Source organism: Pseudoflavonifractor sp. BSD2780061688st1 E11 (assembly GCF_005844125.1).
Taxonomy (GTDB): Bacteria; Bacillota; Clostridia; order Lachnospirales; family Lachnospiraceae; genus Sellimonas; species Sellimonas catena.
Genome location: NZ_SPHM01000007.1, coordinates 1 through 18,811 on the forward strand (window position 1 = coordinate 1; position 18,811 = coordinate 18,811).

The window sequence follows — 18,811 nt, forward strand, 5'->3', positions numbered from 1 at the left end:
GTAAAAAAATACAACCCAAAGGCTGTATTTTCAATATATTTTTCAGTTGTTAGAATGGAGAAAGTGGCAAAGTCGGGTATAATTTTTCCATGGAAATTGCAACCTTCAAAGGGGCCGCAGACCTTGATTTTACAGGGAAAAAGAAATAGTTAGAAAATTGTATGAAATACCATATATAGTGGAATAATAGAAAAATCACAAGATATGGTAGAAAAAACGGCTGCACTCTGCTATAATGTGGATTGTTGCTGAAAAGATGAAAAAGGCAGCTTTGAGAAATTTACTGATACAGCGAGGTATAAGATATGAAAGTGATAAAAAGAGACGGACGGGAAGCTGAGTACGACAGAAACAAAATCGTCCATGCAATACAGAAAGCGAATAATGAGGTGGAGAAAGAGGACCGGATTTCCGAAGAAAAAATTTACGACATTGTTGCGTCCATCGAAAACAGAAAGCTGGAGAGTATGGCTGTGGAGGATATCCAGGATATCATTGAGCAGAAGCTGATGGAAGAGGAAAAATATCATCTGGCCAAGAAATATATCATTTATCGTTATACAAGAGCCATGGTGAGAAAGTCCAATACAACGGACGATTCCATCCTCCGGCTGATCCGCGGAGAGAATTCTGAATTAAAGACAGAGAATTCAAACAAGAATTCCACGCTGGCATCCACCCAGAGAGATTATATTGCAGGGGAAGTGTCCAAGGACCTGACAAAGAGGGTGCTTCTTCCGGAGAAAATTGTAAAGGCTCATGAGGACGGTGTGATCCATTTCCATGATATGGATTACTTCCTTCAGCCGATTTTCAACTGCTGTCTGGTCAATATCGGCGATATGCTGGACAATGGCACAGTTATGAACGGCAAACTGATTGAGTCTCCAAAAAGCTTCCATGTCGCATGTACTGTTATGACGCAGATTATCGCGTCTGTTGCGAGCAGCCAGTATGGCGGACAGTCTGTCGATATCCGCCATCTTGGAAAATATCTGCACAGAAGCTATGAAAAATATATGAGAAAATACAGAGAAAAATATACAGGCATCATTTCCGAAGAGATGATGGAACAGCTGGCCAACGACAGACTTCAGGATGAGCTGAGATCCGGTGTACAGACGATACAGTATCAGATCAACACCCTGATGACAACAAACGGACAGTCTCCGTTCGTGACCTTGTTCCTGAACCCGGATAAGTCCCACCCGTACGCAAAGGAAAATGCCATGATTATTCAGGAGATTCTGCGCCAGAGAATCGAGGGAATCAAAAATGAATCCGGCGTTTATGTGACACCTGCATTCCCGAAGCTTGTCTATGTTCTGAATGAAGATAACAATTTATGCGGCGGCGAGTATGATGATCTGACAAGGCTGGCAGTGAAATGCTCAGCCAAGAGAATGTATCCGGACTATATTTCCGCAAAGAAGATGAAAGAAAACTACGAAGGAAATGTATTCTCACCGATGGGATGCCGCTCCTTCCTCTCACCGTGGAAAGATGAGAACGGAAATTACAAATGGGAAGGCCGCTTCAATCAGGGCGTTGTCAGCCTTAACCTTCCCCAGATCGGAATTCTGGCCGAAGGAGACCAGGAGAAGTTCTGGCAGATTCTCGATGAAAGGCTTTCCCTTTGCTTTGAGGCTCTGATGTGCCGTCATAAAGCGCTGGAAGGAACAAGTTCCGATGTCAGCCCGGTACACTGGCAGTACGGAGCGATCGCACGTCTGGAAAAAGGCGAAAAGATCGACAAATATCTGCATGGAGGATACTCTACATTAAGCCTTGGATATATCGGACTTTATGAAGTGACCAAACTGGTGACAGGAGAAAGCCAGACGACAGAAGAAGGACAGAAGTTTGCTCTGAAGGTGATGAAGAGACTCCGTAACGCGACCGATACATGGAAAGAGACAACAGGACTTGGATTCGGACTTTACGGAACACCGGCAGAGAGTCTGTGCTACCGTTTTGCCGAGATTGACAAGAAAAAATTCGGAAGCATCACAGATGTGACCGACAAAGGATACTATACGAACTCCTATCATGTGGATGTACGTGAAAAGATCGATGCGTTCGACAAATTTACATTTGAAAGCCAGTTCCAGACAATCAGCACCGGAGGATGTATTTCTTATGTAGAGATTCCGAACCTGAATAATAATCTGGAAGCGGTGGCGGAAGTTGTGAAGTTTATCTATGACAACATCCAGTATGCAGAGTTTAATACGAAGTCTGACTACTGTCAGGAATGCGGATACGATGGAGAAATCATGATCAATGATGATTATGAGTGGGAATGTCCGGTCTGCCACAATAAAGATCAGGCAAAGATGAATGTCACAAGAAGGACCTGCGGATATCTGGGAGAAAATTTCTGGAATCCCGGAAAGACAAAAGAGATTAAAAGCAGGGTAATGCATCTGTAAGAATCAGGCGGTAAAGGAGTATTTGCGGTATGTATTATGCAGATATAAAAAAATGGGATGTGGCAAACGGACCCGGTGTAAGAGTATCCCTTTTTGTCAGCGGATGCACGCACCGGTGTAAAGGCTGCTTTAATGAGGAGGCGTGGGATTTCCATTATGGAAATCCCTTTACCGGAGAAACAGAAGACGAAATTTTGAAAGAGCTGGAAAAAAGTTATTATCACGGATTTACCCTTCTTGGAGGGGAACCTTTTGAGCACGAAAATCAGAAGGTTCTGGCACCGTTTTTAAAACGGGTCAGAGAAAAATTCCCGGGGATCTCCATCTGGTGCTATTCCGGGTATGTCTTTGACAAAGAGATTCTTGCGGACATGCTCCCGAAATGGGAAGAGACAAAAGAAATGCTCCGGTATATTGATGTCCTTGTGGATGGAAGATTTGTGGAGGAGTTAAAACAGGTCAATCTTTTGTTCCGGGGTTCCGCAAACCAGCGCCTGATCGATGTGAAGAAGTCTATGGAGAAAGGCAGCGTGGTTCTCTGGGAACAGCCGGAATATGTTCATGTGGAAGTGAAGGAAAATCCGAATGCTGTAGGAATTCCGCCGGAAGTCAGCGGGAAATAACAGAAGATAAAATACAAAGAAAACAGGGGATGTCATCCGGACGGTTCACGGAGAACCGGGGAGCATCCCCTGTAGTGCGTAGGAAACAAATCCTATCAGGATGCGTATTTCAAAAGAGAGTATTTTTACCGGACTGAACAATTTGAAGGTACACACGATTTCAGGTCCCCGATATGATGAGTACTTCGGATTCACCAGTTCGGATGTAAAATCACCTTACCACGCACACATAGGACAAAGATTGAGGACAGGAAGTGAGATGTGATATTGTTTCTTGACATCCTCTTTTTTTACTCTTATAATAGTCTGTGGACATACTATTATGGTATAAAAAACGAATGATTAAAAATAAATATTTTGAACGGAGGGAATGCTATGAATGTCAATGCGCAGTATTACGCAGCCTGGGCAAAGGGGAACGGGCTCTATGTACAGTGGGCGGCCAGAGAGGGGATCGGTTATCCGGAAATGATTGTCCTGTATTCCCTGTACACCATGGGACGTCTGACTCAGAAGCAGATCCGGGAGGATTTTGGGCTGCAGAAGCAGACGGTGAATACTGTGATCCATGATCTGAAAGAGAGGGAGCTGGTGATGCTGACAGCCAGTGAGATGGATCGAAGAGAGAAATGGGTGGATCTGACAGAGAGCGGCAGACGGTACGCCGGGGAGAAAATCGATCCGCTCCTTCATACGGAGGAGGAGATTTACCGTAAAATCGGGATAGAACGGATCCGGCAGATCAGTGAGACGATGGAACTGTTTAATCTCATGTTTGAAAGGAAGTTGAAGGAGGACAGGAAACATGAGCGATAGAAGAGTTTTTCTCAAGTATGTCATTCCGGCGGTACTGTCCTTTGCCCTGTCCGGCGTCTATTCTATCGTGGACGGCTTTTTTGTCGGGAACAGTATCGGCGATATGGGACTTTCGGCCATTAATGTGGCCTATCCGATCGTGGCAGTTATTCAGGCGGCCGGAACAGGGATCGGCATGGGCGGTGCGGTGTATTATTCGATCTATATGGCGGAAAAGAAAGAAAAGCGTGCGCATGAGTTCAGTGCCTGTGCGCTTTGGATGCTGATTCTGGGAAGTATCCTTCTGACGGCCCTGACATTTCTGCTGACAACGCCGCTTCTCAGGCTTCTGGGTGCGCAGGGGGAACTGTTAAGACTTGGTGAGGACTATATTTCTGTCATTGCACTGGGAGCGGCTTTTCAGGTGCTTGGTACGGGGCTGGTACCGTTTATCCGCAATCATGGAGGACCGTTCTATGCGATGATTTCCATGATTGCAGGATTCGGAAGTAATATTGTACTGGATTATCTTCTTGTATGGGTTTGGAATGGAGGCATCACAGGGGCGGCGCTTGCGACCGTCATAAGTCAGGGAGTGACAATGCTGATTGCGTTGATCTACCTGATCCGGAAGAAGAAGCTTACGGTAAAAATATCCCGTTCAGGTGCAGGGTCTGCAGCCGCAGCCATAGTGAAAATCGGGATTGCCCCGTTCGGACTTTCCATGACGCCGAATATTTCTCTGATCATCATAAACCGGTTTTCCATCCATTATGGCGGGGACGAAGCAGTGGCAGTGTATGCCTGTATCGCCTATATCATCTGTATTATTTATCTGATTTTACAGGGAGTCGGTGACGGAAGCCAGCCATTGTTCAGCCGTTATTATGGAGAAGGAAACAGGGAAAAGATGAAAAAGATGCGGAGATACGCCTACGGGTTTGCCATGCTGCTGGCGCTGGCAGGCTGTGTGGTCATGTTTGCTGTCAGGGGGAGTGTTGGAAATATGTTTGGATCTTCCCGGGAAGTAAACCAGGAGATTGCGAAGATTATGCCGGTCTTTCTTGTTTCGGTCCCGTTTGTGGCGGTCAGCCGGATTACCACGGCTTATTTTTATGCAACGGAAAAGACGGGAATGTCTTATGTGCTGACGTTTATGGAGCCGGCGCTGATGCTTGTACTGATGCTGATTCTTCCGCCGCTGCTGGGAGGGCAGATCATGATCTGGTGGAGCACAGTATTTGCAAGAGTGCTGTCCGCATGTCTTGCGCTGCTGATGAAGCAGCATGAAGATCAAAGAAATATGCCGCCTCAGATGTTTTGAGGCGGCATATTTCGATGAAAAGGTATTTATCGAAAAGATGTCTAGTTTTTGAAAAACTGCGGAAGATATTCTTTGTGTGCCTCCAGAAGTTCATCCACAACGATATTTGCGAGTTCATCACTCGGACAGAGCGGATTTAAGTTCAGGGCAGCAACAGCAAGGTTCCGGTCACCTTTTACGGCGGCTTCAATCGTCATGCGTTCGAACGCTTTAATCATATGCACATAACCGCTGATGGAAACTTTCAGTTCCCCGGTTGCAAGCGGTTTTGGTCCGTCCGCTGTGATACGGCATGCTCTGTCTCACTTACGACTTCGCCCCGGACCGTTCCGGTCTTAAATTGCTCCAGTTCTTCCTCCAGCTGCTCTTTGGTAAAGAAGTAGTAGTTGTGGTACGGACACGGAATGGCTCCAAGACCTTCAATAAATGACGGAGAGTACGGAAGGGAGACGAAATTTTTCATCTGAATAGTATCTTCCGGTTTCAGGTGGGCGTACATATCAAGCAGCTCGGAGAAACGGGATTCTCCTTTTACAAATACATCTGTCGCGAAGATGAAATGGTTGACACCCTGAATTTCCATGGTGACATCCTTTTCTTCCGCGTCTAACATCTTTGCAAAGCCGGCTACCATGTTGACCGGAACATTGCAAAGACCGATTGTCTTTTTGAAGTTTGTATGTCTGAGGATGGCTTCTGTTACCATGCCTGCCGGGTTTGTGAAGTTGATCATCCATGCGTCCGGGCAAAGCTCCTGGATGTCTTTTACAATATCAAGGATGACAGGAATCGTACGGAATGCCTTGAACATGCCGCCTGCGCCGTTTGTCTCCTGCCCGATCATGCCGTGGCTTAACGGAATTCTCTCATCAAGAATCCGGGCCGGAAGACGTCCGATCCTCATCTGGGTAGTAACAAAATCTGCATCCTTTAATGCTTCCCGTCTGTCATAGCTTAAAATGATTTTCATAGGAACACCGGCTTTTGCAACCATACGTTTGGCGAGAGCACCGACAGTTTCCAGTTTCTCACGTCCTGCTTCAATATCCACGAGCCAGAGTTCGCGAACCGGCAGTGTATCATAACGTTTAATAAATCCTTCAACCAGCTCCGGAGTATAGCTTGAGCCGCCTCCGATTGTAACGATTTTTACGGAATCTTTTTTCATAAGAGAAGAACACCTCCAAAATTCTGAAATCATAGAAAGCGGTTAGACCATATTGTAGACCATTCCAATATAGAGGAAATCTACTATCCGTATGCCAGAGTCCACACGATGGAGATGAAAGATCTGGATGAAATGCTTGATATGACCGGTTATATAGAAGAAGGTACTGTAACACAGAGGTTTATTCCGATGATGGTACCGCCGGAATACAGCAATCTTCTGAATCTGGAGATGGGAACTCCGATTATTATGGTAGAGTGTACGATACGTGATATGGTAGGAAAACTGGTTGCGATTGCCAAAATGTACCACAATCCTAAAGAAAAGATTATTGAAATGACACTATAACTACAAATGGAAGAAGAAAAATTTCAGATGTCGGTCAGGCGGAGAAATTTTTCTTCTTTTTTTAATCTTTTTTCTCTTCTGATTCGTTATACAATATGTAAGACGTTTTATAAAAATGAGGCTATAACCATGACAGACAGAGAACGAATACGGCGTATTCAATCCGGGGAACCGGAGCAGATGAACGAGTTGATTGAAACATATTATCAGGAAATATTTCAATATTGTTATTCCAGAACAGGACGGGAAAGCGCGGCATATGACTGCGCGCAGGAAACGTTTCTACGTGTCATCCGGTACCTGAACCGCTATGTGGAGCAGAAGAAATTCCGGGCGTATTTATTTGGAATCGCAAGGAGTGTCTGCATTGATTTTTTCCGGAAAAAGGCGGAGGCTGAATTAGGATATGAGGACGGTTACGAAGAACGGCTCCGGGAGGAAGACTTTGCCGATCAGGTATCAGAGCAGGTGATGCTGCAAAAGGCAATGCAGCGTCTGAAGCCGGAACAGAGAGAAGTGCTGGATCTTTCGTATTTCCATGGGCTGAAAGCAAGAGAGATTGCCTATGTAACGGGAGAAAAGACAGCAACTGTGAAGAGCAGGATCCGCCAGGGACTGAAAAATCTGAAAACTATTCTGGAAGAGGAGGGATACAGATGGAACGGATAAAAGAAGTAGAGAGACTTCTGCGACAACAGAAAAAACCGGAGCCGGAAAGGGAAGCACTTGAAGCGTGCAAGACGCAGATGGCAGAAGAGTTAAGGCAGAATGTAATTCTGCCGTCCCGTCCGATTCTTGTGAGACTTTGTGAGACGGCCGCATATTGTTCCAGGTGGACATGGGGAGCGTTGCTCTTTTTCTGTGCGGCGGCGGTCTTTCTGATGTTTGAGGTACCATATGAGAATGCCCTTGTGGTATGCTCCCTTCTGACTCCGCTTCTGGGAGCGCTTCTTGTGCCGGAACTGGCAAGGAGCTTTTCGGAAGGAATGTGGGAGATGGAGCAGGTATGTTTTTACAACCTGGGCGAGATCATGGCGTTTAAAATGGTAATTCTCGGAGGGGTATCCGGAATACTGATTGCATTCGGTGCAGCGGCAACCCGGATGGAAACCGGAAGCTTTCTGGACTTTGAACTGTGGATCTGTCTTCCGTTTCTGGCAGTCAGCTCTCTGAGCTTTTTTCTGCTTCGGAAAATCAGGAACAGACAGGCAGAGTACGGGATTATTGGAATCGACATTATGGCAGCAGGGATCATTGTCTGTATGTGGAGCGCGAAAGAAGATATTTACCGTCTGATGGAAAAACAGCAGACAGGGATGATATTACTTTTGATTCTGGCGGCTCTTTTTGGGAGTCTGATTATAAATGGAATGAAATTTTTCCGGTCAGTACAAAACGGCGAACTGTTGTGGGAAGAAAAGATTGGTTAGAAGGGAGAAGGCATGGAACTGAAATTACAGCATGTGACAAAACGATATGGGACAAAAACAGCGGTGGATGACATAAACATGACGCTGCGGGAGGGGATCTATGGTCTCCTTGGAGCAAACGGAGCGGGCAAGACTTCTTTGATGCGTCTGATCTGCCTGATTCAGAACCGGAGCGGTGGGGAGATTACCCTTGACGGAAAAGAAATCATGGAACTGAAGGAAGAATACCGGAGCTTTCTTGGCTATCTCCCGCAGAATTTCGGCTATTATCCGGAATTTACCGCACAGAAGTTTTTGCTTTATATGTCTGCTTTGAAAGGACTGAACAAACATGCGGCAAAGCGGAGAATCGAAGAACTGCTGGATGTGACGGGCCTTGAGGGAGACCGAAATAAAAAGATCAAAACCTTTTCCGGCGGTATGAAGAGAAGGCTTGGAATTGCCCAGGCAATGCTGAACAATCCGAAAATCCTGATTCTTGATGAGCCAACAGCAGGGCTGGATCCAAAGGAACGGGTGCATTTCCGAAATCTGATCAGCTCTTTTTCAAAGGATAAGATTGTTCTTTTGTCTACTCATATTGTGTCGGATATCGAATATATTGCGGATGAGATACTGGTGATGAGAGAAGGAAAACTGATCCGAAACGGAGAGCCGGGAAGATTGCTTGCGGATCTGCGAGGGAAAGTCTGGGAGTGCCTTGTGCCGTTTGAAGAGGCAGCAGAGATGGAACGGCGCTTTACGGTAGGGAATCTGAAAAATGAGGAGAATGGCTGTCTCCTTCGGATTGTGTCGGAGACGTGCCCGGTTAATGGCGCGAAAGAAGTGACGCCGTCACTGGAAGATATTTACCTTTATGATTTTCAGAGGGAGGAAGAAAAATGATTTCGATTGTGAGTCTGGAAATACAGAAAATACTGAAGCGTAAGTTTATTTTGATTCTGCTTGCTATTTACAGTGCTATCCTGCTTTTTATGGCATATGCAGGACATCCGGACCGTTATACACCGATTCTGACGTCGGATGGGAAGGTGCTGGAAGGAACGGAAGCTGTGCAGTATGAAAAGAAACTTGCGGAAAAATACGACACGCTTTCTGATGCGGATGTGCAGGAAATTCTGGCGGAGAATGCAAGAATTCTCGCAGAATACACGGATGAAAATCAGATGATAGGCGATGACTACTATCGGTACGCCAACGGATTTTACGGCGCTGTGGCGTCTGTTTTTACCGATGAAAATGGAAACTACAATCACCTTCCGGCGGATCAGGTCTATCCGAGCCAGGACGGGCTGATGCAGGGCGGTTTTACAAATGGAATGGATATGCTGCTGAGCTTTCTGGCAAGCTTTCTTCTGCTGGCCCCGCTCCTTTTGATTGTTATGATTTCTCCGGTGTTTGCGGAAGAATATACATCGGGAATGGATTCGCTTATTTTGTCCTCTCGTTTTGGGAAAACACGGTGCGCAAGAGCGAAGATCCTGGCGTCTTTTCTCTGCTCCGCCGGGATCTTTGCAGTGACAAGTCTGTATTTGACGCTGCTTACGATTGGCTATTTTGGAACGGACGGACTTTTTGTGGACGCGCATCTTTGTGCAACCGGAATGATCGGAAATGCACCGTTTGATCTGCCTTACTGGAAAGCAGTTCTGATTCTTGCGGTTATGGGATTTGCAGGCCTTCTGATGATCACCGGATTTGCGCTTGCGGCATCGGCGCTTGGAACGTCTTCTTTTGTCAGCGTTCTTATCACTCTCGCGTTTTTTGCGCTTCCAATGTTTTTGTGGGGCGTATGGGATATTCCGTGGCTTAACCACATTCTGGAAATGTGTCCGGTTAATCTTCTGTCTCCGGCCAAGATTTTCAATCTCCCGGCCTATGAGATCGGAACAATGAAGATACAGGTTTATCAGATGGGAATAATTGCTGCTGTCTGCTTTACGCCGGTCTGTGCAGTCTGTTCCTATTTCGGATTTCAAAAACATCAGGTGCGCTCCTAGGAGACACCTGATGTTTTTATAATGGTGAACATAATAGTCAGGACTGGAACTTCACATCGATCATGCAGATCTCACTTTTTGTGGCAACCCGCATATTCGGCCCGAATACCCCCACGCCGGAGGTCACAATATTATGCATGGAGCCCTTTTGAAGGTAACCACAGGAATTTTCCCACACAAGGTTTGTGATCAGATTGACCGGAAAGATCTGGCCGTCATGAGTATGGCCGCACAGATCCAGATCAACACCGGCATCCGAAAGCTCAGACAGTTCCCGCGGTTCATGATCGATGACGATAACCGGCTTATTCGTATTCAGATCCCGTGTAATCTCTTCCGGTGTTTTCCGGCTGGTTATACCGCGCCCGGGACGTTCATAATCCGGTCTGCCATAAAGATAAAAGGCATCATCAATCAGAACACTCTCATCCCGAAGCAGGGTGATCCCGGCTTTTTCAAGAAAAACATCCATTTGAGGATCGCTCATTTTTTTACCATCCTGAGGAAAGGTAAATCCGGCCAGAATCGGCTCCTGAATATCGTGGTTTCCGTAGCAGGCATAGGTGCCGTAAGTACTCTGAAGTCCGGAAAGGATTTCAGCCAGTTTTTCCGGCTTGTCAAGCGCTTCATATTCGTTGTCAAAAATATCCCCTGCAATGACAACCAGATCCGGATTCTGGGCATTGATTTTGTCAACCATCTGACGCATCTGGGAAGTGCCGACACTGTATCCGAGATGCAGATCTGCCACAAGGGCGATCTTAAGAGAATCCAGATTCCCGGCCTTCTTATCAATCGTCACCTCATACGGAGTAATCCGGATGAAACGTGCATTGAACATTCCATAAATGCTGATCGCGGCAATCAGAAAAAAGCAGATCGTTCCGGCAAGTGCAGGGCGGAGACGGTGAAAGGTTTTCTTTCGTACTTTTCTGACAATGAGACGTATCAGGTCGGCTGCGATGACAATCAGAGCCGTGTAGAGCATGATGCCCATCCAGTAGTAACCGAGCCCTTTTAGAATTCTCTGAGCTGTTCCGGCAGGAACAAGGAATCCGATCCCCGGAGAAAACGCGACAAAGAAGTAGCAGATCCCAAGTACAATCCGCACCGCGCGTTTTTCAAAAAATGGATGGATATCGGTAAGCCATGTAAAGATCCGGTGCAGAAGGTACAAATTGACTGCAAGGTAGAGGGGGCTTAAATAAACTGCAAGCATAAAAACTTCTCCATTCTTTTGTAAAATCCCTTTTCATAATCGCGAAACATGTGGCTAAAGGCGCACAAGTGTCGGGCGGTGTCCGGTATGCTTCAGAAAAACATTCAGAATATCGGCTGTCCGGATTTTGAGTGTCGAGGTGTTGATACACGGGTGACATCCGATATATTCGTCTTTGAGAAGATCCTCATCGATCAAAAGATTGACTTCCCGATCCGGATCATTCATCAGTCCAAGGACACTTGCAGATCCCGGTGTCAGGTCCAGATACTCCTCCATGAATTCCGGCTCCGCGAAGGAAAGACGGGAGATTCCAAGCTGTCCGGAAAGATCCTTTGTTACAAATTTCTTATCTCCCGGCATCATGAGAAGATAGAAAGTCGTCTTCTGACGGTTTCGCAGGAACAGATTTTTACAGATCTTCACACCAAGCTCCGCCTCAACTGCCTCACAGTCTTCGATCGTATTGGCAGTATCGTGGTCAACTCCTTCGAAGGAAATGTGGAGCTGCTCCAGCAGATCATAGACACGCTGCTCCTTTTCAAGCCGTCCGGTGCAGTCCGGCCGTTCGGTAAAATGGGTTGTATGTACAGTAATACTCATTGTAAAACCTCCTGAAAATGATTTCTTATAGTATAAAAAGAATTGAAAAAAAAGACAAGAAGGTTCAAAAAGAATTAAGAGAATACATAGAAAACTGTGTTCATACTTGCGGGGGCAGGTCCAAGACCTTATAATAAAGAAAGCATCGAATAGGAGATCAAAGAAATGAGAAAATTGTTGAAGTATCTGAATGATTACAAAAAGGAGAGTGTCATCGGTCCGTTGTTTAAGCTTCTGGAGGCCTGCTTTGAGCTGGTGGTGCCGCTCATTATGGCGAACATGATAGACATTGGAATCCGAAATCAGGACACAGGATACATCCTGCGGATGGGGAGCATTTTGATTCTGTTTGCGGTACTTGGACTGGCATGTTCGCTGACAGCCCAGTATTTTGCAGCAAAGGCATCCGTCGGATTCGGAACGGCCCTGCGACATGATATGTTCCGGCATATCCAGAGCCTTTCCTATGCGGAAATTGACCGGGCAGGGAGCGCGACTCTGGTAACAAGGATCACGAGTGATATCAACCAGGTGCAGTCCGGGGTCAATCTGGTTCTGCGGCTTTTCCTTCGTTCCCCGTTTATCGTTGTCGGTGCGCTGATTATGGCGTTTACCATCAGTGTGGAGCTTGCGTTGATTTTTGTAGTTGCGGTGCCGCTTCTGGCGCTGGTGATCTACGGGATCATGGTAGTATCGATTCCGCTTTACCGGAAGGTACAGAAACTGCTTGACCGGATTTTACTTTCTACAAGAGAAAATCTGGAAGGAATCCGCGTCATCCGGGCTTTTGGTATGCAGGGAAGAGAACGGGATGAATTCAAGGCGGAGAATGCAAAATTTCTGGCAGCACAGATGCTGGTCGGAAAAATTTCGGCTCTTTTAAATCCGGCAACCTACATTATCGTCAACGTGGCGACCATAGCCATTGTCTGGTTTGGAGGCCGGGAAACATACGCGGGCGGCATTACACAGGGAGAGGTCATCGCCCTCGTAAACTACATGACACAGATTCTCACTGCGCTGGTGGCGTTGTCCAATCTGATTGTCAGCTTTACAAAAGCGCTTGCCTGTGCCAACCGTATCAATGAAGTATTTGCACTGGAACCGTCCATTCAGGATGGAGACGGAGTTAAGAAAGTGACAGATAAAGAGGGGGCAGAGCAGGAGCAGACAAGGGAAGCGGCAGCATTCCATCAGGTGTCGTTTGCCTATCCGGAGAGTAAGGTTTATGCGGTCACCGGTCTGGATTTCTCTGTGAAAAAGGGAGAGATGATCGGGGTAATCGGAGGAACCGGTTCCGGAAAGTCTACGCTTGTACAGATGATTCCGCGCTTTTATGACGTGGCGGAAGGAAGTGTGACCGTAGACGGAGAGGATGTCCGTAATTATAAGATTGAAGAACTAAGAAAGAAGATCGGTATGGTTCCGCAAAGGGCAGTTCTTTTCCGCGGAACGATCCGTGACAATATGAAAGTTGGAAATGAAGATGCAGATGATGAGCAGATCATGGAAGCGATCCGCACTGCCCAGGCACTGGAGGTTGTGGAAGGAAAGCCGGACGGTCTGGACACACTGATTAATGAGGGAGGAAAAAATCTTTCCGGCGGACAGAAACAGAGACTGACGATTGCCCGTGCTCTTGTACGAAAGCCGCAGATCCTGATCCTGGATGACAGTGCATCTGCACTGGATTTTGCAACGGATGCCAGGCTTCGGAAAGCTGTCAAAGGCCTGAAAGATATGACGGTCTTTGTTGTATCACAAAGAGCGGCATCTGTCATGCAGGCGGACCGGATCATTGTCATGGATGATGGAAAGATTGCCGGAATCGGCACACATGATGAACTGATGAAATCATGCGAGGTTTACAGAGAAATCTGTCTCTCTCAGCTTTCAGAAAAGGAGGTGGGCCAGCATGCATAAGCAGGACAGTACATGGAAAAAGGTACTTTTTTATATCAGACCATATTCGTTTTATGTGATTTTATCGCTCCTTTTCGCAGTCTTGACAGGAGTGCTGACCCTGTATGCACCGATTCTGGTTGGTGATGCTATTGATTTTATTATAGGAAAAGATCAGGTACTGTTTGACCGGATTCTTGATATTCTGAAAAAACTTGCCGTTATCATTGCGATTACAGGTGTGGGACAGTGGCTGATGAATCTGTGCAATAATCAGATTACCTACCGGGTAGTAAGAGACGTACGGCTAAAAGCATTTAAAAAACTGGAAAGACTGCCCCTTTCTTATGTGGACAGCCATGCAAATGGAGATACCATCAGTAGGATTATCACAGACGTGGAGCAGTTTTCGGACGGACTTTTGATGGGATTTACCCAGTTTTTCTCCGGAGTAGTAACAATTGTTACGACATTGATTTTCATGCTGACCATTGATGTGAAAATTACTCTGGTTGTCGTGCTGCTCACACCATTGTCCTTCTTTGTTGCGGGATTCATTGCAAAACGGACATACCAGATGTTTAAAAAACAGTCGGAAGCAAGGGCGGATATGACATCGCTCGTTAACGAGATGGTAGGAAATCAGAAAGTAGTACAGGCATTCGGATACGGAAGCACCGCTTCCGAACGGTTTGACGAAATCAATGGAAAACTGAAAACCTACAGCCTGAAAGCGATTTTCTTTTCGTCCATTACGAACCCGAGTACCCGGTTTGTCAATAACCTTGTCTATATGGGGGTTGGAATCACGGGGGCGTTAAGCGCGATGTCCGGGATCATCAGCGTCGGACAGCTTTCCTGCTTTCTGACCTATGCGAATCAGTATACAAAACCGTTTAATGAGATTTCCGGTGTCGTGACGGAACTCCAAAATGCACTTGCCTGCGCAAAAAGGGTGTTTGATTTTATCGAAGAAGAACCGGAGTCGAAAGATGATAAGGACGCCGTGGTACTGATAGATGCAAAAGGAAACCTGGATCTGGAACACGTAAGCTTTTCTTATAAGAAAGAAGTACCGCTTCTGAAAGATCTGAATCTGAACGTAAAGCCGGGGCAGAAGATTGCGATTGTCGGTCCGACAGGATGCGGAAAGACGACTCTCATCAATCTTCTCATGCGTTTCTATGATGTAGATGCAGGGGTTATCCGTATGGAAGGTGAGGATATCCGGCATATTACAAGGGACAGCCTGAGAGAAAATTATGGAATGGTACTTCAGGAGACCTGGCTGAAATCCGCGACGATTGCAGAAAATATTGCCTACGGAAATCCGGATGCAACGAGAGAAGAGATCATTCATGCGGCGAAAGAAGCGCATGCCCACGGATTTATCACAAGAATGCCGGATGGATACGATACGGTAATCTCTGAAGAAGGCGGCAATCTTTCACAAGGACAGAAACAGCTTTTATGTATTGCCAGAGTCATGCTCAGACTGCCTCCGGTACTGATTCTTGATGAGGCCACCTCTTCCATCGATACACGGACTGAGATCCGGGTGCAGCAGGCTTTTGAGAAGCTTATGGAAGGACGAACCAGTTTCATCGTGGCACACCGCTTATCCACGATCCGCACGGCGGACCGGATCCTCGTCATGAAAGACGGAAATATCATTGAGCAGGGAACACACGAAGAACTGCTGGCGAAAAATGGATTTTATAAGCAGCTGTACGAAAGTCAGTTTGCATAAAATATGTGAAAACAAATCAATTACTCCCGGTTGACAGAAGATCAGAATCTCTGTAAACTGGGAGTATCATTTCATAGACCGCAAAATCATAATCAGCGGTCAAACACATTTCTGAACAAAATCAGGGCTGATCAGCCGGAGAATCCAGAAAATGAATGAAAATACTTGACAAAAAATTATCGGGGGAGGGTAAAATTGTCATAAGATTTTACTTGACAGAAGGCAAAAGAGATGCAATTATGATAAAGAGTCAAGAAAATTCATGACACTGAATGACAGATGGAGGAAAAGGCTATGAATGAGAGTGTTCAAATTGAGATTCATGACCTGACAAAGATTTACAAGCTGAATAAAAAGCAGATGCAGGAATCTCACACAAAGAATCCGAAAAAGACAGCGGTGGATCACCTGACGCTGACTGCAAAATCAGGGGAGATATATGGGCTGCTCGGTCCGAACGGAGCGGGGAAAACGACGACGCTCCGGTGTATTGCGACGATTATCAAACCGTCGTCGGGAGAGATTTATGTAAATGGCAATGAGGTACAGAAGAACTCAGAAGCAGTCAGAAAGAGTATTGGATTCCTGACAAGCGATATTAAGCTGGATCCGCAGTTCTCGGTAGATTATCTGTTTGATTTCTTCGGAGAACTCAGAGGGATTGCACCGGATCAGATTAAAAAGAGAAAAGAAGAGTTATTTACATATTTTGGAATTAATGACTTTGCGCATAAAAAGATCAAAGAGCTTTCCACGGGTATGAAACAGAAAGCGGCCATTGCAGTCAGCCTGATTCATGATCCGGAAGTGGTGATTTTTGACGAGCCGACGAACGGACTTGATATCATCACAGCGAGAAGTGTAACTGACTATCTGAGAAAACTGAAAGAAGAAGGAAAGCTTGTTATAATCTCTACCCATATTATGTCCGAGGCAGAAAAGCTCTGCGACCGGATCGGGATTATTATTGACGGGAAAAAGAGAGCAGAGGGAACGCTTGCCGAAATTCTGGAGGAGACAGGTACTCACGATCTGGAAGATGCTTTCTTCGAATACTTTAAAAGTGTAAAGGGGGAAGCGTAAGATGAAAACGATATACAAAAAAGAACTTGCACGTATTTTCAAAGATAAAAAGATGATTTTTTCTGTTTTTCTGCTTCCGGTCCTGATTATGGTCGGAATCATGGCGTTGGTAGGAAACCTTGCGACGAGACAGGTAGAAGATATCGAGAACCACAGATCAATCGTATATATGATAAATGAGCCTGAGAGTTTCAGCACATTTCTGGAAGCTGCGGATTTGAATATGGAGGTCAATACCATAAAGACAGACAGTGAAAGAGAAAATGTTATGGATCTTCTGCGGAACGGAGATGCGGATCTCCTGATTGAATTCCCGGAGAATTTTGATTCCATGATTCAGGAATATCAGACAGGAGATGAGGTGCCGCAGATCAAGACATACTACAATCCGTCCGAGGACTACTCCTCAAGTGCTTATGAATTGATTTCCAATCAGACGCTGGAAGCATACCGTCAGACCTTGCTGTCCCAGAGAGTGGCAGATATGAACGGGCTTCAGATCTTTACTGTCAACAGCGACAATAAAGATATGATTGTCCAGGATGACCAGAAGGCAAGCGGCAAAGCACTCGGCATGATGCTTCCGTATTTCATCACGATCCTGCTTTTTGCAGGCGCAATGGGAATCGGAACTGACATGATTGCGGGGGAAAAAGAGAGGGGAACGATGGCAAGTCTTCTCGTGACTCCGGTCAAAAGAAAATCCATCGTACTCGGAAAAGTATTTGCCCTGATGACAATTTCCGGAATATCTTCGGTCATCTATATTGTTGTGATGGGTGCGACATTCCCGAAGATTCTGGGAGGAGACAGCGGGCTGGATATTGAAATTACACCGGAACAGATTGTCATGATTGGAATCCTGCTGGTAGCAATCGCGTTCCTTTACTCGGCGATTGTCATTCTGATCTCTGTGTTTGCGAGAGACCTGAAAGAGGCCAGTACCTATATAACGCCGGCATACATGGTGGTTCTTGTGATTGGTATGATGACCATGTTCACGACAAGCGAGGCCGGAATGAAAGATTATCTGATACCATTTTATAATACTGCGCTCGCTTTAAAAGGGATTCTGACATCGGAAGTGACGATGGCACAGTACGGTGTGACTCTTGTTATGACATTAGTGCTTGGCGGCATTTTGACGGCAGTGATCGCAAAAGCATTTGAAAGCGAAAAGGTAATGAATCTGTAATGGATTTTGACATGTAACAAAAGAAGAAATGACGCATATGCTGGTGATAAGACCGGTGTATGCGTCTTTTTTGTCCATAAAGACAACGGACGTTCTGCGCCGCAGGATTCCGGGTAACGGGAGGGGAATAAAATGAGGCTTTGTGATCTGAGAGAAAAAGAGGTCATCAACACAGTGAACTGCAGACGCCTTGGCTGTGTGGCAGATCTGGTGGTGGATATGAAAAAAGGCTGTGTCCAGGCGATTGTTGTACCGGGTCCTGGAAGACTGGGAGGCCTGTTTGGATATGACAGTGAATATGTGATTCCATTTGAATGTATCTGCAAAGTGGGGCCGGATATCATACTGGTTGATATCTGTGAGGAAAAATTCCTGTGTGAGTGCAGATAAAACGGAGAATATGTTGACCGCCTAAAATGGTAATGGTATACTGATACCAGATTTTGGAGAAAGGATGGTACATGAGATGAAATGTCCATACTGCGGCAATCCGGATACAAGAGTGATTGATTCCCGCCCTGCTGAGGATGGATCTTCAATACGCAGGCGACGCTCCTGCGATTCCTGTGGAAAGCGGTTTACGACCTACGAGAAAGTAGAGACAATCCCTCTGATTGTCATTAAAAAGGACAATAACAGAGAGCAGTACGACCGGGAAAAGATCGAAAAGGGCATTCTTCAGGCGTGCTATAAAAGACCGGTTCCGGCTGAAGTGATTGAAAAGACGGTTGAGCAGATCGAGAATGAGATTTTCAATCGCGAGGAAAAAGAGATTCCGAGCAAGGTGATCGGTGAGATTGTTATGAGAAGACTCAAAGATCTGGATGAGGTTGCCTATGTGCGCTTCGCATCTGTTTATCGTGAATTTAAGGACGTCAATACGTTCATGGAAGAATTGAAAAGTATACTGGATAAAAAATAGGAGGATCCGAAAGGATT

Annotated in this window: 17 protein-coding genes and 1 pseudogene; 15 read left to right on the plus strand and 3 right to left on the minus strand. The window is 45.9% G+C overall.

The genetic code is table 11. The annotated features are described in order from the left end of the window. The first annotated feature begins 305 nt into the window (after nt 1–305). From nrdD to FGQ85_RS04535, 4 genes are all read left to right on the plus strand, one after another. Complete coding sequence (nrdD, locus tag FGQ85_RS04520) at nt 306–2,432, plus strand: anaerobic ribonucleoside-triphosphate reductase (RefSeq protein ID WP_138372783.1); 2,127 nt, start codon at nt 306–308, stop codon at nt 2,430–2,432. Nucleotides 2,433–2,461: 29 nt separating this feature from the next. Next, entirely contained in the window at nt 2,462–3,055 is a 594-nt protein-coding gene (nrdG, locus tag FGQ85_RS04525) for an anaerobic ribonucleoside-triphosphate reductase activating protein (protein ID WP_087168114.1), read from the plus strand. Between the two features lie 375 nt (nt 3,056–3,430). Beyond that, a complete protein-coding gene (locus FGQ85_RS04530) occupies nt 3,431–3,871 on the plus strand; it encodes a MarR family transcriptional regulator (protein ID WP_087168113.1) in 441 nt (146 codons plus the stop codon). Then, on the plus strand, nt 3,861–5,174 hold the full coding sequence (locus FGQ85_RS04535; RefSeq protein WP_138372784.1) for an MATE family efflux transporter: 1,314 nt from the start codon (nt 3,861–3,863) through the stop codon (nt 5,172–5,174). The genes FGQ85_RS04530 and FGQ85_RS04535 overlap by 11 nt, the downstream gene beginning before the upstream one ends. Before the next feature lie 41 nt (nt 5,175–5,215). On the opposite strand, the pseudogene FGQ85_RS04540 reads toward FGQ85_RS04535, so the two are convergent. Then, nucleotides 5,216–6,342 (minus strand): annotated as a pseudogene (locus tag FGQ85_RS04540) (6-phospho-beta-glucosidase). Nucleotides 6,343–6,420: 78 nt separating this feature from the next. Here FGQ85_RS04540 and FGQ85_RS04545 point away from each other — a divergent pair. The 5 genes from FGQ85_RS04545 to FGQ85_RS04565 all read left to right on the plus strand — a co-directional run bounded on the left by FGQ85_RS04545 (nt 6,421) and on the right by FGQ85_RS04565 (nt 10,120). Then, nucleotides 6,421–6,690, plus strand: a complete 270-nt coding sequence (locus FGQ85_RS04545) for a UTRA domain-containing protein (RefSeq protein WP_255396394.1) — start codon at nt 6,421–6,423, stop codon at nt 6,688–6,690. 129 nt (nt 6,691–6,819) lie between these two features. Beyond that, nucleotides 6,820–7,359 carry an RNA polymerase sigma factor gene (locus FGQ85_RS04550; protein WP_171027882.1) on the plus strand — a complete coding sequence of 180 codons (540 nt, stop codon included), beginning with the start codon at nt 6,820–6,822 and terminating at the stop codon, nt 7,357–7,359. Then, nucleotides 7,347–8,120, plus strand: coding sequence for a hypothetical protein (locus FGQ85_RS04555; RefSeq protein ID WP_138372786.1), 774 nt, complete (start codon nt 7,347–7,349; stop codon nt 8,118–8,120). The genes FGQ85_RS04550 and FGQ85_RS04555 overlap by 13 nt, the downstream gene beginning before the upstream one ends. A gap of 12 nt (nt 8,121–8,132) precedes the next feature. Further along, nucleotides 8,133–9,005, plus strand: a complete 873-nt coding sequence (locus tag FGQ85_RS04560) for an ABC transporter ATP-binding protein (RefSeq protein ID WP_118636432.1) — start codon at nt 8,133–8,135, stop codon at nt 9,003–9,005. After that, nucleotides 9,002–10,120 carry an ABC transporter permease subunit gene (locus FGQ85_RS04565; RefSeq protein ID WP_138372787.1) on the plus strand — a complete coding sequence of 373 codons (1,119 nt, stop codon included), beginning with the start codon at nt 9,002–9,004 and terminating at the stop codon, nt 10,118–10,120. Before FGQ85_RS04560 ends, FGQ85_RS04565 begins: the two co-directional genes overlap by 4 nt. Nucleotides 10,121–10,157: 37 nt before the next feature. Here FGQ85_RS04565 and FGQ85_RS04570 read toward each other — a convergent pair whose 3' ends face one another. Both FGQ85_RS04570 and FGQ85_RS04575 read right to left on the minus strand, forming a co-directional pair. Further along, nucleotides 10,158–11,339: a metallophosphoesterase gene (locus FGQ85_RS04570; protein ID WP_138372788.1), complete on the minus strand. Its 1,182-nt coding sequence runs from the start codon at nt 11,337–11,339 to the stop codon at nt 10,158–10,160. A gap of 54 nt (nt 11,340–11,393) precedes the next feature. Continuing rightward, nucleotides 11,394–11,942, minus strand: coding sequence for a prolyl-tRNA synthetase associated domain-containing protein (locus tag FGQ85_RS04575; RefSeq protein ID WP_087252451.1), 549 nt, complete (start codon nt 11,940–11,942; stop codon nt 11,394–11,396). A 165-nt stretch (nt 11,943–12,107) separates the two neighbouring features. Here FGQ85_RS04575 and FGQ85_RS04580 point away from each other — a divergent pair, with 165 nt between their 5' ends. From FGQ85_RS04580 to nrdR, 6 genes are all read left to right on the plus strand, one after another. Continuing rightward, the gene (locus FGQ85_RS04580; RefSeq protein WP_138372789.1) at nt 12,108–13,865 is read left to right on the plus strand and encodes an ABC transporter ATP-binding protein; all 1,758 of its coding nucleotides are present in this window, start codon (nt 12,108–12,110) and stop codon (nt 13,863–13,865) included. After that, entirely contained in the window at nt 13,858–15,594 is a 1,737-nt protein-coding gene (locus FGQ85_RS04585; RefSeq protein ID WP_138372790.1) for an ABC transporter ATP-binding protein, read from the plus strand. The genes FGQ85_RS04580 and FGQ85_RS04585 overlap by 8 nt, the downstream gene beginning before the upstream one ends. Nucleotides 15,595–15,888: 294 nt before the next feature. Next, nucleotides 15,889–16,677 (plus strand): ABC transporter ATP-binding protein, encoded by a 789-nt coding sequence (locus FGQ85_RS04590; protein ID WP_087252453.1) that lies wholly within the window; start codon nt 15,889–15,891, stop codon nt 16,675–16,677. Between the two features lies 1 nt (nt 16,678). Further along, nucleotides 16,679–17,872, plus strand: a complete 1,194-nt coding sequence (locus FGQ85_RS04595) for an ABC transporter permease (protein ID WP_138372791.1) — start codon at nt 16,679–16,681, stop codon at nt 17,870–17,872. Nucleotides 17,873–18,004: 132 nt separating this feature from the next. Then, nucleotides 18,005–18,262, plus strand: a complete 258-nt coding sequence (locus FGQ85_RS04600; RefSeq protein WP_087168100.1) for a YlmC/YmxH family sporulation protein — start codon at nt 18,005–18,007, stop codon at nt 18,260–18,262. A 76-nt stretch (nt 18,263–18,338) separates the two neighbouring features. Continuing rightward, nucleotides 18,339–18,794 (plus strand): transcriptional regulator NrdR, encoded by a 456-nt coding sequence (gene nrdR / locus FGQ85_RS04605; protein WP_087168175.1) that lies wholly within the window; start codon nt 18,339–18,341, stop codon nt 18,792–18,794. Nucleotides 18,795–18,811 lie beyond the last annotated feature (17 nt).

What these genes read in the sequence shown, in the direction of transcription:
- nrdD (WP_138372783.1), top strand. Translation starts at nt 306, where the DNA reads ATGAAAGTGATAAAAAGAGACGGACGGGAAGCTGAGTACGACAGAAAC.
- nrdG (WP_087168114.1), top strand. Translation starts at nt 2,462, where the DNA reads ATGTATTATGCAGATATAAAAAAATGGGATGTGGCAAACGGACCCGGT.
- FGQ85_RS04530 (WP_087168113.1), top strand. Translation starts at nt 3,431, where the DNA reads ATGAATGTCAATGCGCAGTATTACGCAGCCTGGGCAAAGGGGAACGGG.
- FGQ85_RS04535 (WP_138372784.1), top strand. Translation starts at nt 3,861, where the DNA reads ATGAGCGATAGAAGAGTTTTTCTCAAGTATGTCATTCCGGCGGTACTG.
- FGQ85_RS04550 (WP_171027882.1), top strand. Translation starts at nt 6,820, where the DNA reads ATGACAGACAGAGAACGAATACGGCGTATTCAATCCGGGGAACCGGAG.
- FGQ85_RS04555 (WP_138372786.1), top strand. Translation starts at nt 7,347, where the DNA reads ATGGAACGGATAAAAGAAGTAGAGAGACTTCTGCGACAACAGAAAAAA.
- FGQ85_RS04560 (WP_118636432.1), top strand. Translation starts at nt 8,133, where the DNA reads ATGGAACTGAAATTACAGCATGTGACAAAACGATATGGGACAAAAACA.
- FGQ85_RS04565 (WP_138372787.1), top strand. Translation starts at nt 9,002, where the DNA reads ATGATTTCGATTGTGAGTCTGGAAATACAGAAAATACTGAAGCGTAAG.
- FGQ85_RS04570 (WP_138372788.1), bottom strand. Translation starts at nt 11,339, where the DNA reads ATGCTTGCAGTTTATTTAAGCCCCCTCTACCTTGCAGTCAATTTGTAC.
- FGQ85_RS04575 (WP_087252451.1), bottom strand. Translation starts at nt 11,942, where the DNA reads ATGAGTATTACTGTACATACAACCCATTTTACCGAACGGCCGGACTGC.
- FGQ85_RS04580 (WP_138372789.1), top strand. Translation starts at nt 12,108, where the DNA reads ATGAGAAAATTGTTGAAGTATCTGAATGATTACAAAAAGGAGAGTGTC.
- FGQ85_RS04585 (WP_138372790.1), top strand. Translation starts at nt 13,858, where the DNA reads ATGCATAAGCAGGACAGTACATGGAAAAAGGTACTTTTTTATATCAGA.
- FGQ85_RS04590 (WP_087252453.1), top strand. Translation starts at nt 15,889, where the DNA reads ATGAATGAGAGTGTTCAAATTGAGATTCATGACCTGACAAAGATTTAC.
- FGQ85_RS04595 (WP_138372791.1), top strand. Translation starts at nt 16,679, where the DNA reads ATGAAAACGATATACAAAAAAGAACTTGCACGTATTTTCAAAGATAAA.
- FGQ85_RS04600 (WP_087168100.1), top strand. Translation starts at nt 18,005, where the DNA reads ATGAGGCTTTGTGATCTGAGAGAAAAAGAGGTCATCAACACAGTGAAC.
- nrdR (WP_087168175.1), top strand. Translation starts at nt 18,339, where the DNA reads ATGAAATGTCCATACTGCGGCAATCCGGATACAAGAGTGATTGATTCC.